General features: G+C 41.7%; 17 protein-coding genes. 3 read left to right on the forward strand and 14 right to left on the reverse strand.

All coding sequences use genetic code 11. The features are described from left to right. Positions 1-5: 5 nt before the first annotated feature. Positions 6-233, reverse strand: a complete 228-nt coding sequence (locus Q0688_RS03490; RefSeq protein ID WP_299073222.1) for a DUF4160 domain-containing protein — start codon at positions 231-233, stop codon at positions 6-8. A 547-nt stretch (positions 234-780) separates the two neighbouring features. On the opposite strand from Q0688_RS03490, the gene Q0688_RS03495 reads away from it, so the two are divergent. Further along, entirely contained in the window at positions 781-1,338 is a 558-nt protein-coding gene (locus Q0688_RS03495; RefSeq protein WP_299073223.1) for an NAD/FAD-utilizing enzyme, read from the forward strand. A 10-nt stretch (positions 1,339-1,348) separates the two neighbouring features. Here Q0688_RS03495 and Q0688_RS03500 read toward each other — a convergent pair whose 3' ends face one another. The 4 genes from Q0688_RS03500 to Q0688_RS03515 are packed head-to-tail and all read right to left on the reverse strand — an operon-like array spanning position 1,349 to position 7,813. After that, positions 1,349-2,227: a hypothetical protein gene (locus tag Q0688_RS03500; RefSeq protein WP_299073224.1), complete on the reverse strand. Its 879-nt coding sequence runs from the start codon at positions 2,225-2,227 to the stop codon at positions 1,349-1,351. An 8-nt stretch (positions 2,228-2,235) separates the two neighbouring features. Further along, positions 2,236-3,507 carry a hypothetical protein gene (locus tag Q0688_RS03505; protein ID WP_299073225.1) on the reverse strand — a complete coding sequence of 424 codons (1,272 nt, stop codon included), beginning with the start codon at positions 3,505-3,507 and terminating at the stop codon, positions 2,236-2,238. Beyond that, the gene (locus tag Q0688_RS03510; protein WP_299073226.1) at positions 3,504-4,127 is read right to left on the reverse strand and encodes a hypothetical protein; all 624 of its coding nucleotides are present in this window, start codon (positions 4,125-4,127) and stop codon (positions 3,504-3,506) included. Before Q0688_RS03510 ends, Q0688_RS03505 begins: the two co-directional genes overlap by 4 nt. Next, positions 4,124-7,813: an ATP-binding protein gene (locus Q0688_RS03515; RefSeq protein WP_299073228.1), complete on the reverse strand. Its 3,690-nt coding sequence runs from the start codon at positions 7,811-7,813 to the stop codon at positions 4,124-4,126. The genes Q0688_RS03510 and Q0688_RS03515 overlap by 4 nt, the downstream gene beginning before the upstream one ends. Positions 7,814-8,065: 252 nt before the next feature. Here Q0688_RS03515 and Q0688_RS03520 point away from each other — a divergent pair, with 252 nt between their 5' ends. Next, a complete protein-coding gene (locus Q0688_RS03520; RefSeq protein WP_299073230.1) occupies positions 8,066-10,198 on the forward strand; it encodes a hypothetical protein in 2,133 nt (710 codons plus the stop codon). 250 nt (positions 10,199-10,448) lie between these two features. On the opposite strand, the gene Q0688_RS03525 is transcribed toward Q0688_RS03520, so the two are convergent. Then, the gene (locus Q0688_RS03525) at positions 10,449-11,321 is read right to left on the reverse strand and encodes a hypothetical protein (RefSeq protein ID WP_299073232.1); all 873 of its coding nucleotides are present in this window, start codon (positions 11,319-11,321) and stop codon (positions 10,449-10,451) included. Positions 11,322-11,580: 259 nt separating this feature from the next. On the opposite strand from Q0688_RS03525, the gene Q0688_RS03530 reads away from it, so the two are divergent. Further along, on the forward strand, positions 11,581-12,222 hold the full coding sequence (locus Q0688_RS03530; protein ID WP_299073234.1) for a peptidylprolyl isomerase: 642 nt from the start codon (positions 11,581-11,583) through the stop codon (positions 12,220-12,222). 366 nt (positions 12,223-12,588) lie between these two features. Here Q0688_RS03530 and ruvX read toward each other — a convergent pair whose 3' ends face one another. The 8 genes from ruvX to Q0688_RS03570 form a co-directional block, all read right to left on the reverse strand. Then, a complete protein-coding gene (gene ruvX, locus Q0688_RS03535; RefSeq protein WP_299073236.1) occupies positions 12,589-13,017 on the reverse strand; it encodes a Holliday junction resolvase RuvX in 429 nt (142 codons plus the stop codon). A gap of 29 nt (positions 13,018-13,046) precedes the next feature. Beyond that, positions 13,047-13,604, reverse strand: coding sequence for a YqgE/AlgH family protein (locus tag Q0688_RS03540; RefSeq protein ID WP_299073237.1), 558 nt, complete (start codon positions 13,602-13,604; stop codon positions 13,047-13,049). 8 nt (positions 13,605-13,612) lie between these two features. Further along, on the reverse strand, positions 13,613-14,575 hold the full coding sequence (gene gshB, locus Q0688_RS03545; protein WP_299073238.1) for a glutathione synthase: 963 nt from the start codon (positions 14,573-14,575) through the stop codon (positions 13,613-13,615). Positions 14,576-14,704: 129 nt separating this feature from the next. Continuing rightward, complete coding sequence (locus tag Q0688_RS03550) at positions 14,705-15,535, reverse strand: LytTR family DNA-binding domain-containing protein (protein ID WP_299073240.1); 831 nt, start codon at positions 15,533-15,535, stop codon at positions 14,705-14,707. Next, complete coding sequence (locus Q0688_RS03555) at positions 15,532-16,674, reverse strand: sensor histidine kinase (RefSeq protein WP_299073251.1); 1,143 nt, start codon at positions 16,672-16,674, stop codon at positions 15,532-15,534. Before Q0688_RS03555 ends, Q0688_RS03550 begins: the two co-directional genes overlap by 4 nt. Positions 16,675-16,704: 30 nt before the next feature. Further along, positions 16,705-17,415 carry a LytTR family DNA-binding domain-containing protein gene (locus tag Q0688_RS03560; RefSeq protein WP_299073242.1) on the reverse strand — a complete coding sequence of 237 codons (711 nt, stop codon included), beginning with the start codon at positions 17,413-17,415 and terminating at the stop codon, positions 16,705-16,707. 402 nt (positions 17,416-17,817) lie between these two features. Continuing rightward, positions 17,818-20,799, reverse strand: a complete 2,982-nt coding sequence (locus tag Q0688_RS03565; protein WP_299073244.1) for a carboxypeptidase regulatory-like domain-containing protein — start codon at positions 20,797-20,799, stop codon at positions 17,818-17,820. Between the two features lie 304 nt (positions 20,800-21,103). Continuing rightward, the gene (locus Q0688_RS03570; RefSeq protein ID WP_299073246.1) at positions 21,104-21,433 is read right to left on the reverse strand and encodes a hypothetical protein; all 330 of its coding nucleotides are present in this window, start codon (positions 21,431-21,433) and stop codon (positions 21,104-21,106) included. Positions 21,434-21,452: the final 19 nt, after the last annotated feature.

Raw genomic sequence — 21,452 nt, forward strand, 5'->3', positions numbered from 1 at the left:
ATTAGCTACTCCAATGGCGCTATGTAGTTAAGAGGTTGACCGGAACTAGCTCTTTCCCAGTTTTCTTCTAATTCTTCTTTATGATAAGAAATCCATTCCATAACAAACTTAACGGCTCTACTCGGACGTTCTCCCTCAAGAACCTCACCTTCAAAGTTAAAGAGTGCTTCGTACCCTGAATATTTAGCATGAAAATGAGGTGGGTTATGATCTTTAAAATACATAGCAATCATTATCCCGTAAAACCTACTGATTATATAATTTCCAGTTGGTTTTGCATATCGGTTAAGACATTGTACTCAATTAGTAGCGGGGAGGCTGAGTCTTTGAACTTCGAGCAAAATGCAAGACCTGACCCCGCATGTGCTTACTAGTCATTCTCGAATGCTGTTATCGGGAATCGCTTTACATTTGTATAAAGCTCAAATAGGTTAAAAACATAATTTAAACTGACTTTATCAGGTTAGTGTTGGGCAGTGGCGTAAAAAAGGTAAGGCACTAGATTTCCGATAACAGCATTCGGAAATGACATGTGGTGCATTCGGAAATGACATGTGGGGCTCCGGAAATGACGTGTGGGCATTCGGATATGACGTGTGAGGCATTCGGAAATGGCATGAGGGGGATTTGTAGCTTTGGGCCTTGCCGCTTCCTTTATTTTTGTACTGGTATAGTTCTTGTAACGGGCAATGATCAGTATTTTGCTATTGCTGCTACACTAACAAGGATTCAAAAGCAGTTTGTACCTAGGTTAAATTCTACCCTTTGGAGGGAATGATTATGTTAAGACATTATTATATAAGCAGTGACCTTAATGACTTGCAGGCAATTGAACAAGAACTCGAGCAAAGTGGACTAAGTACACCTCAAATACATGTATTAAGCGAAAATGATGCGGCAGTAGAGAAGCATCATCTACATGCTATTGAGGCAGTGCTTAAGCAGGATGTGGTTCGATCCACGCAGTTAGGTGCTGTTGCGGGGTTAATTGGTGCAGCCTTTATTTTGGGGTTAACCTATGCGATGCAATGGCATACATCCATAGTTGGATGGTTACCTTCAGGCTTTTTGGCGGTTGTGGTCTTAGGGTTTTGCACTTGGGAAGGAGGCTTAGTAGGTATTCAAATTCCTAACTATCAATTTAAACGTTTTCAGGCATTACTCAAACAAGGCAAGCATGTTTTTTTTGTGGATGTAGGCTCTCATCAAGTCAATGCGCTTAAAGAGGTGGTGGAACGTCACCCTTCTTTAATATTTGCTGGTACGGGTGACGCAACCCCTTCTTGGGTTATTAAAGGCCAAGATAAATACAGTCAAGCAATGAAGGCGCTGCCCTAAATAAGGCCATTTAGTAAAGCACTAATGGTGCCTGATACATCTTTTGTTGTCTTAACCCTGCCCGATTGTTATGCATAAGCTGTAACAAAGGTCGCCATGCACTTGGGCAGTCTTGCTTTAATCCTTCCAAAAACCTTTGTTGTTGCTCGGTATAATGTTGGCTAACAAGTCGCGACTCTAAGTAGCGCCACTGGGGCAACAACAAATGAGTACATTGGCTAGATGTGGCTATTCTTAGCCCTGCTAAATCAAAATCGCCAAAATAAATAGCCTTGCCCTGTGGTCGAGTTTCTCGCCACATCTGAAGCACCTTAGTCGCAGCAACGGAATACTGACTGTCGCCGCGGTAAATGGCTAACACATTACCTAGTTCTGCTTTTATCTGCGATGCAAACATATGCCAATCATTAAAGCTGTCTCGGTTCTCAATCATGACGAGTGAGTCGTAAACAGCAAAATCCAATTCACGGATGTCTAACTCTAGATTCACTTGCTGGTTTGGGTAAAACGCCTGTTGGAAACCTGCAAAGCAAGCATTTTTTGTTAATGCAGTCAAAATAATATGATGTGTTGGCTTTATTATTCCTAGCTTTTCATCAGCACTTTTAGCGGCTGCAGTTTGATGGTTATCTTGACTAAAGTCGTCAAAAATATCTTCTTGCATAATCATCAAGTAGGTTTGCTGGATTTTGCTGATACCATCACGAGTAAAGCGGTATTTTTTATCTAAGACTATCCACTTTCCAGGCTGGATATGCTCATGATCACACCACCTAATTATCTGCTGTACTGTAGCGACTTTAGTGGTAGTGGTTAGTGCGTCAAGCATTAGCTGGTCGTGTTGCTCTGTTAACAGCTGTTTAGCCTTTGGAGACAAATGAGCAAGCATAAGACAGTTTACCCTGCCGCCTGAAAATCACCAAAAAAGCCCATGCCAACAGTGACGTCTTGTATAATATGCAGTTGGTTAAAGCGGCTTTGTGGTGCTGAGTCTTTTTCAAGCATAAAACTTTGTTTATTTTGCTGGGGCATACCTTCATATTCGGCCACGATTTGGAATAACCACATTTCTGGCTCCCAAGGCAGGGCTTTTTCTGCTAAATAGTCCACGCCGCTAATGGCTTGAGGGCTGTCTATCACCTGCAAAAAGAAGTCTTCCACATCTTTGGCTAATTGCTTTTGTTCGGTAGCAACCAAATTTTGCAGCGCCATTGAAAAACCTTCAGTTTGCTTATCAGCCTGCAAATCTTGTTCAGGCTCTCTGGGTATGGCGCGGGCAAGTTCGGCTAAGGCGTAACTGTCTTGGGGCCTGTCTAAGGCGATAAAGGCTTGCGCATGAATGCCATGGGCTTGATTAATTACAGCCGGTACTTGACTGCGGTTGGGATAATCACCTACTTGAAAACTAGGATGCTGGCGCAAAAAAGCGCTCATACGATTAATAAGCAAGGCTTTGTCTTGTTGTTGTCGAAAGCGCGACATCAATAAAACCAGGCGTTTTTGCACCTCTAACAAGGAGCCAGAATGCTCAGAAATACGGGCCTGCAGCTGACTCACCAGTAATTTTCTCAATGCACCATCGCTACCGGCAAGTTGAATAAGATCGTCAAAATTGATAATACTAAAACCGTCGAGTATGCGCCTTAGTTGGCGCTGGGCTAATTCAATTTCTAATATCTTGTCATCTAAACTGCTCACAAAACCAAACTCGGTATTGAGTCTATGCCACAGGCTTTCAATGGCGTCGCCAAACTGCCCAGTCATATCTAACACGCGCTCACTGAGCAATTGCATTTGGTGTTCGCTGGCTCCGAAATCACCTTTTTGCCGGGCAGCTTGTAAGGATTGCACCCTAGTTTGAATTTGGTCGAGATGCTCGCCTACATCTGAGTTGATTTGCCGTTTACGCTCATCTTGGGTCAGGCTGGCTATGAGTTCGTTGACTATTGGGCGCAGGCTTAATGATTGTTCATCGGGGTAAAATAACACCCTGCTGTCGAGCAACTTTTGTAACCCTTGTTGGGAAAACTCAGACTCATCCACTTGGCCCTTTATATACCCTTGCATCAAGGCTTCGGCGTGTTTGCCGATAAGCTCTAAGCGCTCTTTGCCAAGTTCAAACAGAGGGTTACTTTGAGCTGTGCTTTTTGGCGTTAATGGCTGACTCAAAACATCGCCTCTTGCTCGGGCGTGTTGTCGTCAAGGGGCAGATTTTCTTCGTCTTTGATAAAACGCACCAATTCAATCAATTGCTCAACTTTGCCAGTAACTATATAAAACAAACGGTCTTTGTGGGGCTGGTGTAAGTAACCTAACTCTTTGATACGTTTAAAGACTTGCTTGATCTGCATATCGGGCTTATCACTGCTGGATTTAAACAGCTTGTCGTGGGCCAGCTGAGTTAAACGCTGCAACAAAGATTGGTTATCGACCACTTTAGACTCAAAGTCTTGCAACTTAATGGTGTCGCCTAAACTCAGTGCGCCATCTCGCCCCAGCGCTTCTTGCACCAGTTGCATCCATTCCAACATAGGCAATAAAGACTGAACTGTTGCGGAAAATTGTTGGCTCAGATGCTGGCGGGCGTTTTGAGTTAAGTCGCAATAGGCCAGAAAATACACAGTACCGTCATCGTTTTTCGTCACCCGCCTGTTTAAGGGCCGTAAAAAGTGATTAAAGTCGTTAACCAATTCTTCATTTTGCAACTTATGAAAACTATGTTCGTCGCTGATGGCACAAATATACTCACCTTCGAGTAGGCGTTCTAATAAGGGACCATGTTCTATCATGCTTTCACCTGTGATGATTCGGCGTGTGAAGTGTTACCTTGCTGTAAACGCTGGGCAATGCGGCTGATTTTCGGCTCTATTTTTTCTAACTGTTGTTTTTGTTTGTCAATCAAGTATCTATGTTTAAACAACATCAACACATCTGATTCGGGGTTAGGAAATGCCCCCAATATGTGAATATGATTGGTGCCACAGGCTTTAAATAATTTTTCTACGTTGTGATAAGCCAAAGTGCCAATCTCATCAATGGGCCAATGAATATGGATTTCGGCTTGATTACGTAACAAACGGGTAAAGGCCAATAAAAACTTACACAAAATCAAATAGGCCATGCCATGGCTAGAGGACTCAAGCAGTTGGCGATCGTTTTTGATCACCAAGTCTGAGCCGCCTTCATTTAGATGTAGCTCCAAGCGTAACAAAGACTCAATGCTGTAGTTGGCATCATTAGGTAACACTTCAACCACATCGGCAAGGTTATCTAAATAGGCCTCGCTTGGCAGAAAATCTTCCGATGATTGCCATTTATTGTATTGCTGGGCAAAACGCTTAAGTGGTGTCCAAAAGTTAAGTTCGTCTACTGTTGAGATAATTTTCACTTCGGAGCGAGCGATGCCATCTAGGGTTAAGTCGTCGGATACTTCATCGGTTAAACGTTTACTTTGCTGGGCGATTTTACGGTTAATATCACTAAATACCGTAAAGAATTTATTTAAGTCGCCGCCTATGGTTTCGCCCTGTTCCACAATCTGCCGTTGACGGGACTCCAAAATACTCAACAAGCGCTGCAAGATAGGTAGGCGTTCACGAACGTTGGCATCTTCATCTAATACAGCAAAGGCTTGGTGCATAGTATCTAAAAAGTCTTTGCCGGCATCTTTGCCTAAGGTGGCTTCAAACTCAGTTAACGACTCTTTGAGTTTTTTCTCACCACGGTTGCGGCTTTCTAACGCTTGGGTACAACGGTTAATGCGTTCGGCCTGATCCCCAAGATTGATATCTTGTTGCTCGGATGCACTAAAATAAAACCGGATATGCCCAAGTTGCCGCACCATAGGTTCGATTTCTGTTATTAAAGAGCCAAAACTACTTAGGCTTTTTTCAATTTCTGTCAACGCTTTGGATAATTCTCCGCGTTTTGCTTGGTATTGGCTACGTAAGCTGCTTTGTTGCTGCTGCAATTGCTGGGCGAGGGCTTTTAATTCGGCTTCTTGCTCCAGCAATTCTGGGCGTTGTTGTAACCAGTCGGTTTGCATAAAACTTTTATATTCGTTTAGCTCATCACGCCTGGCGCTAATGGACTGCAGCTGGTTTTTTAATGTTTCAATGCGCTGTTTAAGCGCTCGCAAGGTATTAGGATCAATATCCTTGTTGGCTAATTCTTGATTAAAGGCGTCTTCAAGTTGCTTAATTTGTTCACGGTTTTGCTGGCGTTTATTTTCAACTTGTTGCTCTAGTTCGTTGATTTGATCATCCAATACCGCCAGCTCGCCTTGCCAGCCAGACTTAAATTCAAGCAGTTGTTCTTCAAAATCAGACTTTAATAGATCAATCGCACTTTGTTTCTGCAACAGTATTTGCTGCTTTTCATCTAAGTATTGTTGCAGCGCTTGCTTAGCTTGCTGCTTGCGTTTATCCAGTGATATTTTCAGTTCATCGGTAAAACGTAATTTGGCACTTTGCGCGTAGCTTACCTCTTGTTCGGCTTGCTCGAAAGTACGGTTTAACTCGGTGACCTTTTCTCGCTGACACTCGGCATTTTTATGGCATTCATCCAATTCGGCTTCGGCTTGTTTTTGCTGTTTTTCGGCGGCCAATAAATGCTTTTTAGCTTGCTCTAAAGACAAAGTTAAGGCGGTTTCATCTTGGGCGTAGTCTGGCGCATCAATGACACTTAAATCGAGTTGCACACCAAGCAGATTGTTGCTTGACTCATGGTCGTTGTTGTCCATAAGTTGCGGGGCTAAATCTTTACGATCGAGCAAAGGCTGGTCTATTAACTTACCTATACTTTGCTCCCAGCCAAGTTTATTGTCGCGTAGAAACTGCCGTAGGCTGTCTTTTTCGGGTGCAAATTGCTTGTTTAGTTGTTGCAAACGCTCTTTGGCTTGGCGGCTGGTTTGGCGGGCTTTATGTAAGTTTTGGTCTGCTTCTTGACGGGTATTTTTAAGCTGTTGCAAGCTGGTTTCGCCTTGCTTTTTAGCTTTCGAACTTTGTTGCCAAGCCCGCTGGGCAAGCTCTAACCGCTTATCGGCAAGGGCACCACTTTCTAACTCTTGTTCGCTGGGTACGGCTTGGTTTGCTTGGTGCTCTTGGCGCACTATGTTGCGTTCGGTATCCAGTAGTTGCTGGTCAAACTCTTGGGCTTGGGATTCTTTGCGCTGCTCAAACTGGGCTCGTAAGTTGTCTTCTTTTTCGCTGTGAGTCAGGCGTATAGCTTCTTTTTTGTCGGCCATGCTCTTAACTTGTTGCTGATTTTTGCGAGACAAACGCTCTAATGACTCAGACAGTTTAAATTTTTGCTGATCAAGCTGACTCTGCAAATCTTTATGCTGCTCTATTAGCAGGTTATATTGCTCTAAATTTTGTTCGTATTCTTCCCGTTTTAGGGGCAGCGCATCCATATCTTTTTGCAGTTGTTCTACATCAGAGTCTTGATATTTTTCGTATTGCTGCTGAATATGATCTAACCTTGACGACTTGGCTTTAAGGTTTTCTGTGGTTTCGCTAATGCGGCTATTTAGTGTGCCTTCAGCCTGTTCAAAAGTGTCTTTTTCGCTGCTTTGTTGCTGCTTAATTTTACTGCGCTGTTCTTGGGTATCTGCTTTTTGGGTTGTCAGGGTCTGTAAGTCTTTTTCTAACACAGGTTTGAGTTGCAACAACTGGTTTTCGATTAAGTTAAGTTGCTCGGTTTGCCCTTGAATATTTTGATATTCGTTTTGCATCGACTGCAAACGCATAGTTTGGCGCATTTGGGTGATCCATTCTCGCGCCTTGGTATTTTTTACTGTGGTGGTAGGTTGCACTAACCCTTCTTCTTCAAAAATAGCGGCAAGCATAGTGCGCAAGGTATCCATCTTGCCTTCTTTGGCATGCACCGCACTGACTAATTTTTCCATGTGCCTAATGCGATGTTGGCTCGACACTAAGCTGTAACGACTGGCAAGTTGTTTTAATTTAGTGCTATCACGCCCTGCCCCTCGGCCTACGCTGACATCATTTTGTATAATGTTGCGAAACTCACTGGTGGCTTGAATTTTATGTGAAAACTCAATGCCCAACTGCCTAAGCTGTTTAATCCATTGTTCAGGCAACATGGCTTGCACATTACCCGCTTCGATATCGACTAATACTTGCTCTCTATGATAAAGCGCTTCTACAAAGCGATATTGCACGCCCTCGTTACCTTTACGGGTAAGCACAACTTGGCAGTGCTGGCCGTTTTCTGTTTGATATTCGTAAATCAAATAGCTATTAGCGTGGGGCAGATAAAATTCATCAAATTTTTTGCGAGTTTTAGGCACCACTTTACTAGGTAGCTCGCCATAAAAAACTGGGATCAAGCGTTGTAAAGTAGTTTTACCCGAGGCATTGGTGCCGCAAATATTACTGTGGCCCGAGACATCAAGTTCAACAAAACCAGGAAGGTGACAATTAATCAGAATAATGCGGAGTAACCCAGGCATAACTGTCCTTTTAAAGGGGGAAATAGAATTTCAGAAAATCAATATACCCTATAAATAAGGGCGCTTTATAGCAGAAGCAAGCTCTGGCAGGTGCTTTTTCATAAAAACGAAAACAATAAGGCTGCGCATGATTAAATTCCAGTAAACACTTAACATCAATAAAAAACGGGGTACTATCTTAGTGTTGCAGTCTCAAGAAACTGAAAACAAGGTTTAATTGCTTATTCATCTATGAAAAGGGCGAAAATCAACGTGTCAAAAATTTTAGCCGAAATCAATCGACGTCATGTTATTCAAACCTTTATTCCTTATTTAGGGTTTGTGTGGTTGTTATTACAGATAGTGTCTGTTGTCGCCCCCATGCTGCATTGGCATCCACTGGTGAGCACATTTTTTGCCGTGGTACTTTTTGCGGGTATCCCAGTTATGTTGTATTTGTCTTGGTACTTTGACTTTACCTTGCAAGGATTAGTCCCTATTGCAGACAAAGAGAGCGGTGAAACAAGAGCATTTGGCTTAGTGCGATGGACTGTTCTGATTTTGATTTCATTGGGCTCTGGAAGTTTTGGTTATCAATATTTTCACGAAGTAAAAGTTGAATTAGCCAAAACCCAAGATGGACTAAAGCAAAATATCAAGGCAAATTCTATTGCGGTATTACCCTTTAAAGATAACAGCCCGGATCAAGACCAAGGATTTTTAGCTCAAGGACTAGCCGAAGAAATTACGAGTTTATTGGGGCGTATCGACGGCCTTAAAGTCTCAGCATCGAGTTCAACGTCGATATTAAGTGAAAAAGGCCTTGATGCCGTTACTATAGCCCGCCGCTTAGCGGTACAAACTATCTTAACCGGCAGCGTGCGCAAGACCGGGGATCAGCTAAAAGTCATAGTCGAATTGATTAATGCAGAAGATGGTGCAGTGTTGTGGACAGAAAGCTTTGCCCGCAAGTTTGAAGATATTTTTTCAGTTGAAACAGAAATCGCCCGCTCTACCGTAAACCTGCTACAAGATACCTATATTGAATCGGGCACCCTTACGAATCCCGCTGCAAGTAAAAGTGTTGATGCTTACGTTTTATATTTAAAAGGACGTGAGCAATATCGCCAACAAACCACCGAATCCATGAAACAAGCCCGTAAGCTCTTTGAACAGGCTTTAGGGCTTGACCCTGAGTATGCACAGGCTTATGTGGCCTTAGCAGATACTATTGTTTTATTAGCCGAAGGACCCGAGCGTTTTGGTGTGCTAAAAGTGGACATTGCTGCGACGCTTGCCAAGCAGCATTTAGATAAAGCCATTGTTAGACAACCAGAGTTACCCATGGCATTTGCTTTGTATGGCTATATTCCGTTTATGTTGAATAACCCAGCGGAGTCACTTACTTTTTTTGATAAGGCCATAACGCTCAACCCTAATCTGGCTATCGCTAGAGTTTGGAAATCCTTGGCTTTGAAAGATTTGCAAAGACATGATGAATCACTACAGGAGCTTAAATTAGCTTTTCAGATAGACCCGCTTTCTTTGGCAATCATCCACAATCTTGGCTTTAAATATTCAGAGCGGCGCAACTTTACTAAGGCCAACCAGTTTTTCGAAAAGCTGGTGCAAGAATATCCCGAGTCGCCTCTGGGGTACGTGGGGCTTGCTGATGTTGCATATAGCAAAGGTGACTATGTTTCGAGCTTAAAATATTGGCGGCTATCTGCTGAAATGTCTCCCGAAAACGAAGTGTTCAAAGAGAAGGTATTAGCCTGTTTGCTCGCATTAAAAATGCCAGAGCAATTTAAGCGTTTTATGACAGACGCCACCTATAAAACAACGCTATTGTTACTCGAGCAAAAATATCAAAAATTATTTGATGAAATGCATTTTCAGATGAGTGCAGCGCCTGATGATCCTTGGTTAAAGTTTGAAGCCGCTATTTATTATATGCAAACAGGAAATAGCAACCAAGCAATAGAGTTGTTAATACAAGCTGACCACTTAATACCCGAAAGCGATAAGTTTGATATGCCCTACTGTAGCCCGGCAATAGAAATCGCTTGGGCTTACAAAAAAAAGAACCTGATACCGCAAGCAAATAAGCTAATTGATGAATGTGATTTGAAGTTTCAACAAAGCGTACAAAGCGCTATTAAACAAAGTGAAATCAATTATTTGGGTGCGCGAATTTACGCACTAAAAAGTAATGTTCCCGAATCATTACAACAATTTTCAATTGCTATTGAACATGGTTGGCGAGACTGGTGGACTGAAAAGGATCCTCTATTGTCTACTATTGCAGATTCTCCTGAATTTCAAAAACAAGTGGCTATTATCAATAGTGATTTAACCAGCCAAAGAAAAAAGGCATTAACTCTATTTAACCTGAACTCGGAATAAGAAATGTCGACAACTTTTAATTTTTGTTGATATTTCAAATGGTTATGCAACATTGATGAGATATGATTGCTTAATTTAAGGGTAAGTAGCGACATTTTTATTCATATCGAGGCGTTCATTATGTTGTTTAGTCATTCTAAACTCATGATGAACAACGAAGATAGGGGTAAAAATAGCGCTACTTACAGGCGTTTCTTGTCCCGAGCTCAGGTTATTTAAGAATTAACGCCTTTATATAAAATATTCTGATTCACTTGAATGCGTTTTGGCACTTTCTACGGCGATAAAATATTAACAACATGGCACTAACGCATAAAGAAACAGAGTTGGGCGAATCAACCACAATACGAAATGTTTCAGAAAAATCAGCACTAAAACTTAGAGTATCGCTGGCATTTAACCCACTGGAAACAAAACAAAAGTCATCTGGGCCTGCTGTGGGAACACAATCAACATTTAAACCAGAGTTTTCATCTTGATAGTGAAAAAATGTCTTATTGGGGCCTGAAAACATCTCTACAGATACTGTGATCTTGTACTCACCTGGCCCTAAGTTTGCTGGGCGCTGGGCATCTAAAATGACCATGCCAGTGTTTGTTTCACCGCCATCTTCCAATACTGTGCCTCCACTAGTATCAACATAGGTATCATTGCCAGATATATCCCATCTATCACCACTATCATTAGTAATAGTAAACACTACCTCGTAGTCAAAAGCGTTTTCTAAATACAATGGAAAATCACCATATACAAATAAACGTTCGTTTTCTGTGAATTCCCAAGTACAGCCACCCCAGTCTGGTAAAAACTCTGGAGGCACCCCTTCGTACGTATCGTAAGTATATTCTTCAGCACAACCATCAAAAGGCACCACTAAAAGATCATATTTGCCCGATGTGGTGCTTTTTCTAGGTGAAGCACTGAAGGCGTCATTGTAGGTATAGCCGTCTAACGTGGGGGAGCCGTTTGGATTAAGCACCACCCAAGAATCATCAATTAGGTAATAACTGTTTGGGGATGTTGATGTTTCTGAACCTCGGCCGCCCCCTCTTATTAGTTTTGCCTGAGTAACAAATGACGTTACCAAACAACATACAATTAATATTTTAAAAAATTTATTCATAATAGTTCCCTGCAAATGTACCCTAAAATATAGGTAGCTATCTCGTTAGGAAAACAGGCCATATGGCCACTTATTGAGACTAAGTTTCAACCTATTAAGTTATGATCACCTTTGACTTTAGCACTGCTATTTACTTTTTATCCACAAATTGTTATTTAATTTCTAGTTTGATTCACTCAAACCAAACAACACTCGTGTATACCTCATAAAATTTGTCTGCCAGAATGGAGATAATAGCGACTAGATAAGAGTCATTTACATGAAAACAACAAAAAACCGCCTTTTATACGCATTACCACTAATAATTGGCTTTAATATTTTTGTGCATCTTTCTTTAATGGCGGAGGAAATTTTACCTCATGCCTTAGTTCAACAGGCAACAATTAATACTCATTTAGGTCCAATCGAAATCGAGCTGAATGGGGATGATGCGCCTAATACTGTTGCGAATTTTATTCGATATATCAAAGCGGGAGCATTTAAAAATGGACAATTTTATCGGGTAGTGCGTTTAGATAATGATAATGGCTTTCCAAAAATTGAAGTAGTTCAAGGCGGATCTAATAAGACTTTTAGAGACTTTGCTGCGATACAACTAGAAACCACAAAACAAACAGGTATTAAACACTTAGATGGCGTGTTATCTATGGCAAGGGGTGAGCCCAATACTGCTACCTCTGAATTTTTTATTGTTATCGGTGCGCAGCCATCATTGGATTTTGGCGGAAAACGCAACCCAGACGGCCAAGGTTTCGCCGCATTTGGTCGCGTCACTAAAGGTATGGATATCGTAAAAAAAATCCATCAAATCCGCAAAGCACAACAAGTAGAAGACGACTACGTGACAGGCCAAATACTGGCAGAGCCTGTGGCTATAACCAATATTCGATTGAAAAAATAAAAAAGCATCATCCCCGCACAGGCGGGAAGATCCAGTGACTTTGAGCGAAGTGCGTAAATTTTTCGATAATAATGCTCTAAAAATGTAGCTGCTAAAGGCGCTGGGTCCCCGATCAAAAGATCTCGGGGATGACTAGGTGATCTCGGGGATCACTAGGTTTTCTCTGGGCTTAAATCGCTGTTAAAAGAATTTGGAACCACAGAGTACACAGAGAAAAGCAATGTAAAAGGCAATTCTGATCTTTACCCTTCGTTTCCTCTGTGCAGCGAAGCGCTCGGTGTTCTCTGTGGTTCAAATTTGTTTGTCTATGTCTTTTTGCTCGATGCTAGTCACTAGATGCCTGCTACCTAAAGCTGTTCTTTGCTTTTAATACTGCCCTTCAATCCAGCTTTCAAAAATCAAACAAGCTGAGACGCTGTCGATTTTTTGTTTATCGAGTTTTTTATAGCCGCCTAGTTCAAACAAACGGGCTTTTGCATCTACTGTAGTGAGTCGCTCATCGCAGGTTTCAACGGCGATTTTATACTTGGCATTAAGGCGGTTGGCGAACTTTTTGGCTGAAAAAGTGACTTGTTGTTGACTACCATCCATATTCAGTGGCAAACCAACTACTGCTAAGTGCGGGGACCATTCGGCAAACAATTTAGCGACTTGCTCCCAATTGGGAATACCATCAACGGCCTTTAGCGCATCAAGAGGAGAAGCTGTGCCTGTGATTTCTTGCCCTACTGCCACGCCGATACTTTTAGTACCAAAGTCAAAGGCTAAGATGGTACGTTGGCCTTGAGCAGTCACTTAACAAACGTCACTAAACTGAGTTTTCATTAGGCATGCCCTACATCTGGGCCTAACTGCCATACATCTATGCCTAAACGTTGCACCGCTGTTTCCCATTTTTTGTGGATAGGGGTGTCGAATAATATATCGAGATCCGCTTCGACCATAAGCCAAGAACTGGTTTGAATTTCTTGTTCTAATTGCCCTGCAGTCCAACCCGCATAGCCAAGCATAACAAGAGATTTAGTAGGGGCCTTGTTATTGCCTAGTGATGAAATAATATCTTTCGATGTGGTAACCATCACATCTGGCGTCATGGTTAAACTTGAAGTCCAACCGGGCTGCGAACTATGCAAAATAAAACCACGATCTTGACTGACTGGGCCACCAGCCAAAACAATATCTTCGGCCTTTTCGTCAATCACTTCTGCCTTGTCGTCAACTTGAGCAACCAATTCTTTCAGTTTCATGCCTACGGGTTGATTGATAATAAGTCCCATAGCGCCATGCTCGTTATGCTCACAGATATAGGTGACAGTACGTTCAAAATAGGGATCTTCCATACTGGGAGACGCGATAAGTAGGTAGTTTTGCAAACTTTGCATCTTTGAGTTCAGGCTCCTTTACTCGCCACTAAACGTTTCTCTATGGCGTCAAATAACATGCCGGTTATATTCACATCATAAGCTGCTTCGATTTCCCGTACACAGGTGGGACTAGTGACATTGATTTCAGTGACTCTATCACCTATTACATCTAAACCTACAAATATCAGGCCTTTTTCTACTAAAAGGGGGGCGATAGTTTCAGCAATTTTTAAGTCTGATGCTGACAAAGGTTGTGGTCTGCCAGTGCCGCCTGCCGCCAAATTACCGCGGTTTTCGCCTTTAGTAGGTAAACGCGCCAGCGCATAAGGCACGACTTGACCATCTACAATCAGAATACGTTTGTCGCCATCTTTAATTTCAGGTAAAAACTTCTGAAACATGGCATAACGGCTGCCTAACTCGGTAAGCGTTTCAATTATTACCCCTAAGTTATTGCCGTCTTCTTTGACTCTAAAAATAGAGGTGCCACCCATGCCGTCTAATGGCTTGCATATAATATCTTGGTGTTTTTTGTGAAATTCCCTAATTAATGTGGCGTCTCGTGTTACTAAGGTATCTGCCACTAAATCGGGAAACCAAGAGGTAAATAACTTCTCGTTAAAGTCTCGCAAACTTTGTGCCTTATTGACCACTAAAGTACCGGCTTGTTCAGCCAATTCAAACATGTGGGTGGCATAGATAAACTCATTGTCTACTGGCGGATCTTTACGCATCAAGATCACATCTAGCTCTGCTAAACCTTGATGCAACTCAGCACCTAACGAAAACCAATTATCGGCATTTGACTCAACATTCAAACTGGCCATGCGCGCCATGGGGTGTCCATTTTGCAAATACAAATCGCCCATTTCTATATAAAACAGTTCGTATCCTCGGCTTTGTGCGTCGAGCAGCATAGCAAAACTGGTGTCTTTTTTGATATTGATGGCCGCAATGGGATCCATCACTATGCCAAGTTTAATAGTCAAGATTGTTCCTTAGACAGAGTTTTAACAACACTGTAAATGACGAGCGAATATATGTGGAGTAGATCTTGAGGTTATAACAGAGAATTTCAAGTTTGGCTTTAAAACAAAGCATAAATCTATGTTTTTTTACTAGGGGCTGTTTTTTCTTAGTTCTTCCAATTTAAACTTGTATTTACGGCTGACCTTGACACTGTCGCCCGATGTAAGCTGCGCCATATATTCACCGTTTGAATTGGGTGTCAATCTTGTTAGTTTACTCAAGTTGATCATTGCTGAACGGTTAACTTTTGGAAATAAGCTAGGTTCGAGTTCCTGTTCAAATTGCTTAAGGGTTTTTCGTATAATGTGGGTGCCATCGGATGTGTGAACACACATGTAATCACCTGCAGCTTCAATCCATGTAATGTCATCAAGCTTCACTCTGATCCATTCTGAGCCACTTTTCATTGATACTGTGCGTTGCAGCTCGCTCATTGAGCCACCGCTGGTTACTTCAAGATTGCGAATAAAGCCGTCGATGGAATTACCTGTTTTGCGACTGAGTAATTCATCCAATTTATGGTGCTGCAGCACAACATCACTTGCAAAAAAAGATGCCACTAGTTTATTTAAACAGCTGGCTAGCCTGTCGTCTGAAAAAGGCTTTAGCAAATAGTCAAAAGCGTAAAATTCAAAGGCATTGAAGGCGAATTCTTTAAATGCCGTTACAAACACCACTTTAGGAACAGGCATGGTGTCTTTTGATAACTGTTCGGCTAGTTCAAGACCACTTAATCCGGGCATTTCGATATCTAAAAATGCAATGTCTGGATGATACTGGTCAATCGACTCGAGTGCTTGAGTCGCAGATGCACATTGTGCTACCACTTTAAACCTTTCATCTTGGTGTATCTTGAGTAATAAGCCTTCTCTGGCTAAACGCTCATCATCCACAATAATCACCCGCAATTGACGATTCATAGTGATTCCATTGGTATAGAAATTTTCACTCGATATCCCTTCGATAACCCTCGTACAATTTTAAAGCTATGGTTGTTGGGGTATAACACATTAAGTCGATCGACAATATTTTTTACGCCAACACCTGTATGGCTAGACGACGTTTGCCTATATGTATCAGAGCTAGATTCGTAACAATTATTGCCTTGAGCGGGCCCATTATCCGCCACCTCTAAGTACAAATAACCGTCTTGGCACTTCGCAGTCAAACAAATCTGGCCTCCTTGGGTCATCTGCGCTATAGCGTGCTTGATTGAGTTCTCAACTAAAGGTTGCAACAATAAGCTAGGTACGAGCAAAGCTTCCGTTTGAGGTTCAATTTCAAACTTCACCGTTAATCTATCGTCGAATCGGGTTTTCTCAATTTCCAAGTACAACATCAGCGCTTTTAACTCTTCATATAAACAGATTTTTTTTTCAGGGTCGTTGTCTAAAGAAAAGCGTAAAAAATTGGATAGCTTGATCAACATACTATTTGCCCTATCTTTACTTCCTCTTACCACTAAGGTCGATACGGCATTGAGAGTATTGAATAAAAAGTGAGGGTTAATCTGATAACGCAGCATCTTAATTTGCGCAATATGCGAAAGGCGGACGGCTTCTATGTTAAGCATTTTTTCGTTGATTAGACGAAAATGATAATTAATACCAAAGTACAAAGTGCTCCACACAAAAATCATAAAAAAGGCATAACTGATCGACATAAGCAACATATACCACTTAAAGTCATCAGCAATATTGCCTGATATAAACCCAAGCACATCAAAATTTTCGTAGAAGTACCACATGGCAATATTTTTTAACGGCGTCCAAATGCAAGAAACCACCAGACTACAAAACATGATAGCGGCAATTAACCAGCCAGAAGGCAATCCCCAACATCGCCGATAAATATACCGTAAAGGCAAGGTTAGCAAAGCTGCGAATATGCCCGCCAATACCAAAGGAAAAAACACTTCAAATCCAAGCTTGTTAAAATCACGATAGAAAAACACATTGTCTACTGTAAAAATCAAGACATAGGTCATCCAACCTAGAGTGTGCAAGAACCAAAATGAGGGTTTGTCTTTATTGGCGATAACTTTTTCTGCGGTGCCCATCACTTAAAAATCCAATCCAAAATACATAAACTAGGTATCCAAACCTAAAAATTCAAAAAGTGCGGTTTTATGGCCCTTACCAATTTTGACTTCATCACCATTATTCAAGTGCAACAACGAAAAACGCCCCAGTTCACTGCTCAAAGAGCTGATACTGTCTACATTCACCATAGCTGAGCGATGCACACGAAAAAACTTCTGAGGATCGAGCTGTGTTTCTAATTTGGCCAGTGTTTCTCTGTGGAGTAACATACGGTGTTTACAATGCAGCTCTACGTAATTGGCCGATCCTTTGATCCAGATAATATCCTCGACATTGATAAACTCTACGGCGCCCACCGATTTCACTGCCAGTACGTTTTTATAGTGTTTGATGGTTTGCTTTTTATTTTTCTCAATCTTTTGTAAAACACTCACCAAGCGACTGTTTTCAAATGGTTTAAGTAAATAATCTGTGGCTTCAAGATCGAATGCTTGCAGTGCATACTCACTAGAAGCAGTTGTAAACACCCAATGGCACTGAATACTATTAGCAAGCTGTCTGGCTAGTTCAATGCCACTACCGCCAATAATGTTAATATCCATAAAACAAACATCTGGTCGATATTTTAACAATAGGTTTTCCGCATCTTTGTACTCACCGGACTGCCCATCTACTTGCCAATCTTCTTGTTGTTCTACAAAACTAGAGATTCTTTCCCTAGCTAAGCTCTCATCATCTATTACTATGCAGTGGTGCATAAGCGTTATCCTATTTATGCGTGGGATAAAATATACAAGTAACAGGATGAACGGCGAAAGATTCTGAGACCAAGTGCGGAAATACAAGATAAATGGTTATCAGCTGTAACAAAGTGTTTTAAAGACAAAAAAAAGGGCTGCGCTTTCTAGCTTCAGCCCTTTCTCAATCCAGGAATCAATACATGCTTTTTTGAAATTCTGTGAAACATATATTCATCGGTCACTACTCCGACATGGTTAGTGTAAATCCATCGATGTGAAATTAAACCCAAATGTGTTGAATCGTGCACTTGGTGGGACGAACACCACAATTTTGAGTTTTTGTCATACCCAGGCACTATCCATAAAAACAAAAAAGCGGACAAACACAGGTTTGTCCCCCTAATTACATTAGAGTTGAGCTTAGAATGACAAACGCGCACCTAGGTAGAAACGACGTGGTTCAACCCACCCCATAGCTTCACCAAAGGCAAATTCACCACCACCTGCATACAAGTCTTGTTCACGAATTACCGCTTGGTTATCCAGAGCATTAAATACATCTAAGAAAAATTCGGCTTTATAGGTATCGTTGAACTCCATAGAGTATTTAACCCGCAGATCCAACACACCGTAAGAAGGTGTGGTATGCGAGCCGACCGCACCTTCGCTAATCCATGTGTCAACAAATCCATTGTAATCATAAGCTGCATCCATAATAGGTAAATGACGACCACCAATTAATTGCGTCTCGCTGTAGGCAACACCTGAATTCCAGTTGTAAACAGCGCCGACTTCAATTCCATTATCAAAGAAGTAGGTTCCAGCAGCCTTAAACTGATTCTTGATGTTTCCGGGCTGATTGCCGTATTGATTAGGCGCACGTGGGTCGAGTACACTCCAATCACCTTGATAATCGGCATTACTATCAGAGTTAGAATTACCCTCGGCCTTGTTATGGGTCAAAGATGCTAACAACTGCCAGTTATCATTGGCACGGTGTTTACGTAACGATAATTCATAGCCTTGATATTTACGAATACCGCCGGCTAAGGTACCAATGACATAGTTTGACGCTGGACGTTCGGTATAGCCAAAGTATTCCAAAGGCAATTCCAACCAAGAGCCTGCGTAATCACCTTCTTCATCATATAGACCTAAATCATAGTCTTCTAAGATATTCTTGGTTTCACGTTTGGTATAGGTTCCAGTGATACTAATGTCATCGGTTAGGTTTTGTGAATAACCAAACATAAGTTCGTCGGTATAAGGTGTTTTAGTAGACGGCGAGAAGAACGCATCTTGAGTGCCTACACCACCACGCTCGCGGAAAGTTAACCAACGGTCTTCAACAAAGATTTGTTCTTCCCGTACAGATCCGGTCAAGTTACCTGCGAAGCTGGTCATATTGGTTCTTACTGGATCATAATAACGCCCAGTAAAGCCCCACACCTTGCTTTCACCGTCACCATGGATGTCATACACCACACTTAAACGAGGTGCATATTCCCAATCGAAGGTAAAGATCTTGGCACCAGTAGAGGCATAATGCTCCCACTTCTCGGCGCGCACACCACCAATCACAGTTAAGTTGTCCAAGGTCCAGCTGTCTTGAGCATACAAAACTTGACCTTTGGTTTCCATTTTAGACTCGGCCTGTTGAGTTTGTACGATACGGTAGTTATTAATTTGACCACCAGGGTTGCCTGCAGAACTATTGAAGGTTAGGGCTCCCAATTCCGCATTGCTGATCACGCCATCAGAGTCAGTATCAAGCAAGCCAACATAATAAGCGCCTTCACCACTGTTGCCCATGGCTTCGATGATACGTTCGTAATCTGCCGTGGCTACATCTCTGGCACCTGTCCAGCCACCAGCTGTATATTCATCAAGTGTTACGCCAGAATTTTGGCTGGCAATAGAGGTATATTGAGCGCCTTCACCGCTATATACCGAGTTACTGATATTTTCGTTGGTTTCGTTCTCATACCCAAACTCAATGGTGTGATCACCAAAGTCTGTATATAAGAAATATTCAAGATTAATATAAGCACCTTGTTTATTTCTAAAGCGCAAGGTATCTGCACCTAAACCACCGGTATCTTGTTGTGATTGAGAAGGATTGCCACCAAAGAATGCTACGTCATTTCGGGTAGATTGATCTGCTGCTATATCACTTAACTCACCTTCATGATCCATATAGCCAGCGGATAAAATCACGTCATCCCAAGAATGAACATAATCAACTTTGAAGTTATCCCCTCCTTGATTTCTAGCGCGATCACGGTTATTTAAACGATTAAAATCGTCAGAACCGCTAATTTCTGTAGGGTCGTTAAAATACGTTAAGGTCAAACGATCATCATCTGTTGCTTGCCACGTCAATTTAGCAAAACCTAGTTTTTCTTCTCTTTCTACAGAACGCGACACTTGACCCGTTTCTGGATCTGCCACATCAGATTTTTCATTTTTAATCTGATAGGAAGTAAAAAACCATAACTTATCTTTAATGATAGGACCGCCAAATGTCACAGCAGTATCAAAGTTTTTAAAGCCTGTTTCACTGATGCTGTCACTTTTGTAATCACCTACTAGGCTATCGTTCTGCATATAGTAATTAACAGAGCCATGAAACTCATTACTACCTGACTTGGTTGTTACTCGCGATACAAGTCCCGCACCACCGGCATACTTAGCAGCCACACCACCAGTGATAATCTGCTGTTCTTGGATAATTTCAGAGTTAAAGTTGGCACCAAATGTACCTGTTGAGTTATCGGTAACGTTTACACCATCTATGTAATACACATTGTCAGAGGAACTACCGGCACTGCCCGTTTTAGGATCGGGAATATCAGAATAGTTAACACCTGACTTTGATGAAGGGTTGTTTCCTGCACTAGGTTTAACACCTGGTACTAACTGCAAGTAACTTTGGTAACTACGCTGAGTGGGTAAAGACTCGGTCATATCCAAGGTTATATCTAAACCAACTGAAGAAGAAGTGGTGTCTAATGCCGCTATTTGACGAGCCGACACTTCAATGGTTTCCATATCGCCACTGTAAACAACATAATTTAAGTTAAGGCTTTTACCTGTTACTACTCGTACGTTGTCGGCAACAAAGGGACTATATCCTGCGCCTTCAATAGCCACTTCATATTTGTTTGAGGGATCTAATCCCACCAAACGCACATTACCCTCAGCATCGGATACCGCTTCTTTACTAGTTAAACTGTCTGGCGTTTTAACCAATACTGTGGCCCCCGCTACTGGGCTGCCACTTGAATCTGTTACTCTAATTTTTAGGCCACCCGTGTCGGCCGCGAATGCAGCAACAGACATGCCCAAAGACGCCACAACGGCCAATGCCGTTATGCTTTTTCTAAATGTGATTTTTCCCATGGAAAACTCCCTGATATGTGTTTTTAGTTATAATTGATCGATTTGCTACGGATGCAGCTTGGCGATAATCTGACACTATCAAAAAGTTCATTTGTGAAGCAGGCATAGGGACGAACACCACGCTTAGTGTTCCAAAATATAAACAATCTAGGGACGAAATTTTACATTCTTAAAGATAAGGACCAAATCCTTGGGATAGGAGTCATGTTTCAATCGCTAAAACATCAGCGCAGGCGGCTAAACTATTAAAAATTAGCATCACACTTATACAAAAGCCCTGAAAACAGGGCCATATATCATTCTATTAAAAGGCGTTTTCTTGATGAATTTTAATAAACAAGTCTGTGCCATGTTTACTGTAATCCACTTTGTATTCTTTACCATTAATGGTTTGGACGAATAACAAGGTTTTCTCTTCACCAAATACATCTATGCTAGTGACATCGACCATTTCCATATCGAGTGCTTTAGCATCACGTTTGTTTTCAGGGATTTTCCCAGAATATTCTTTTATACCCTTATGGGTAACAACAACTGGTGGTTGATCGTCACCGTTAATAACCAGTAAATCTAATTTTCGGATTTTGTGAATTAGGGTATTACGACCACTTACTAAAAAGGGTTTTTCGGTCATTTCGCTCTCCAATGAAAAT

It is taken from the genome of uncultured Paraglaciecola sp. (genome assembly GCF_937123705.1).
In the GTDB taxonomy this organism is placed as follows: domain Bacteria; phylum Pseudomonadota; class Gammaproteobacteria; order Enterobacterales; family Alteromonadaceae; genus Paraglaciecola.